General features: G+C 62.6%; 1 protein-coding gene and 1 pseudogene. Both read right to left on the reverse strand.

Going from position 1 to position 2,723, the window contains the following annotated elements; genetic code table 11:
• A partial coding sequence (locus CQ14_RS45755; protein WP_347337120.1) for an ABC transporter substrate-binding protein occupies positions 1 to 1,558 on the reverse strand: 1,558 nt, incomplete at its 3' end.
• Positions 1,559 to 1,957: 399 nt separating this feature from the next.
• A pseudogene (locus CQ14_RS45760) lies at positions 1,958 to 2,155 on the reverse strand (hypothetical protein); the annotation flags it as partial.
• Between the last annotated feature and the right edge of the window lie 568 nt (positions 2,156 to 2,723).

The raw sequence follows: 2,723 nt of genomic DNA on the forward strand, positions 1-2,723 counted from the left end.
ACAGCGTGTCCTTGCGCACGATGCCGGCGTCGACACCCCTTAGCAGCAGGATGTCCGACACCGCCTGCACCGATCCACGGCCCATCACCGGCAGGATGCGCAGGCTGGTGCCGCTGTCGAGCACGGACGCGAGGTCCGCGCCGACCTGGGCATAGGTGGAGCCGAACGAACCCGTCATCAAGCTCACGGTGTTGGCGTTGAGCTGGTTGGCCAGATCGCGCTTGGTGGAGGTGCCATACTTGAAGATGGTCTTGAAGGAATCGCTGACCGCGCCCGGATCGATGCCGCTTCGCACCGGACCGAAGTGCTGCCACTGGCCGTTGGTGAAGCGCATCATCCGCATCTGCTCGATCGGCGCGTGGTCGGACGGGCTGGTATTGATCAGGATGCCCTGCACCATCATCGGAAGCTGGATGCCCTTGAGCAAGCGGGCCTGCTTCATGATGTTTTCGCGCGACAGGTCGTCGCCGCAGTTCTTCAGCACCTCGACCGTCAGCTTGCCGACCAGATAGCCGAGCACGGCCTGGCCGTTGGTCTTGCTCACGCTCGGGACATAGCGCTGCATGAAGGCGCTCCATTCGCGGAACACCGCATCGCCCGCCGCAGCCGAGTCTTCGCCCTCGAGCCTGTAGGCCGCCGACAACAGGCCTTCCGCATTTTGCGGGCCCGCCGGCTGAATCACGGCCGAGTACGAATTGGAGATCGAGGCGGCGAACTGCAGCGGTTTCCAACCGAGTTCGGCGGCGCGCCGGATCGCCATGACAGCGAATTTCGGCGTGGTAAACTCAATGAGGACGTCGGCGCCGGAGGCCTTCATCTTGGCCATCTGCGCATCGATCGTGGTGTCGGTCACCTTGTAGGGCGCCTCGGCCACGATCGGCATCTTGCCGCCGAGACCGTCCTTCAGGCCCTTCAGGTATTCCTTGCCCATTCCGTCGTCCTGATAGAGGACGGCGATCCGGCTGCGGGGATGGTTCTCCAGCAGATACTGCGCAAAGATCTGAGCTTCAGCGGCATAGGTCGGCAGGAAGCCGATGGTCCAGGGAAACTCGCGCGGCTGGTCCCAGGCCGCAGCGCCCGACAAGGCAAAAAGCTGCGGGACCTTCTTCGAGTTCAGATAGGGCTGGATCGCAGCGTTGGTGTTGGTGCCGATGGTCCCCAGGGCCAGGAGAACCTGGTCCTCCTCGACGAGCTTGCGGGTCATCTCCATCGTCTTGGTGGGCTCGTAGGCGTCGTCATAGGTGATCATGTTGACCTTGCGGCCATTGATCCCGCCTTCGGCGTTGACCTTGTCCAGATAGGCCGCGATGACCTTGGCGATGACGCCGTAGGCCGAGGCCGGACCGGTATAGGGAGCGGTGTTGCCGATGCGGATTTCGTTGGGGCCTGGAGGCGCTGCGTGCGCCCGATCGCTGATCGCCGAGCCAGCCATCGCGGCCACGACCAATGCGGCCGCTGCATTGCGCCGCGGCGCGGTGAAAAGCCGGCGCAACGTGCCGCGGGCCACTGACCCCGACAATTGCACCGCCGCCCAACTAGTGTCGCTCAAAGCCCACATTTACCTGTCCCCCAATACAAAGTGTCATTTTTCGAGCAGCGAGACGGGCAGCGTTTCAGTCCTACTCGCTGACATTGTGTCTCAATTGGATTGATTTTGTGTCAAGACCAGTCGCGGCGCGCGGTTAGTCGACCGTGTGTTCAGCCGCGACAATGCCGACATTAGTGTTACCAAAAGCGTTACCAAACCGGCATCGGCCGTCCCCCGCGAACACGGATTCGCGGAATAGTTGCACCGATACAACCTGTCATTGGATTCCCGAGCACCCTTGCCGACATACAGACCAAAATACGGCACGCGTAGGGCGCCGGCTTCCAGAAACAAGAACGGCCCGCCGAAAGCGGGCCGTCCTGTGGTCAAACCGTGCTGACCGGCCTGATTACCTGTTGGCGCTGGCCTTTACCTGTTGGCACTGGCCTTGGCGCGGTTGGCACGCCATTCCAGGAATTCGCGATACAGCGGATCCTGCGGGGCAAGTGCTGTGGCCGGCGCAGCACCCGTCGCCGGCGCAGCACCCGATGCTGACGACACGGCTGACCCCTCAGCCAGCGGCATGTTGCGGTCGAGCCATTCCTGCGCCGCCTTGAAGCGGGTCCANCACCGTCGCCCGCGGCGCCATTTCCTTCCACTTCGGATGGAACGGCGGACGCTGAAGCTGCGACACCTTGTCGAACATCGTATCGACCAGCAGCGCCAGGCGGCGGTAGCGGTCGCTGTTCGGCGCCCAGTTATACGACGCCAGCACCGCCTCGGCCGCAACCGTCTCGACCGAGCCGCCATCCGGCACCAGATTCGGATAGTCCGTCGACGAAAGCTTTGACGGCAGATATTCGTCCTGCAGCGTCCTGGCGTATTCGACCGGGACCAGATGCAGGTTGCGATCGTTGATCTGGTTCAGCCACTGCAACGGCTTGCCTTCGATCGCAACGATCGCGTCGACCTCACCCTTGCGCAGCATGTCCAATGCCAGCCGCGGCTCCTGATAGATCAGATGCGGCCTGATCCCGAGGCGCTCGAATACGTTGATCGCGGTCACGAAGGTCGAGCTGTCGGGCAGATCGACCACCACGGTCTTGCCGNCCGCATGCTGGTGATCGTCCTGGGCGCAAGGACATGCATCTCCTCGTTGAACATCTTCGCCACATAGACGAACTGGTTGCGGATA

The sequence above is a fragment of the Bradyrhizobium lablabi genome (genome assembly GCF_001440475.1).
Lineage (GTDB): Bacteria > Pseudomonadota > Alphaproteobacteria > Rhizobiales > Xanthobacteraceae > Bradyrhizobium > Bradyrhizobium lablabi.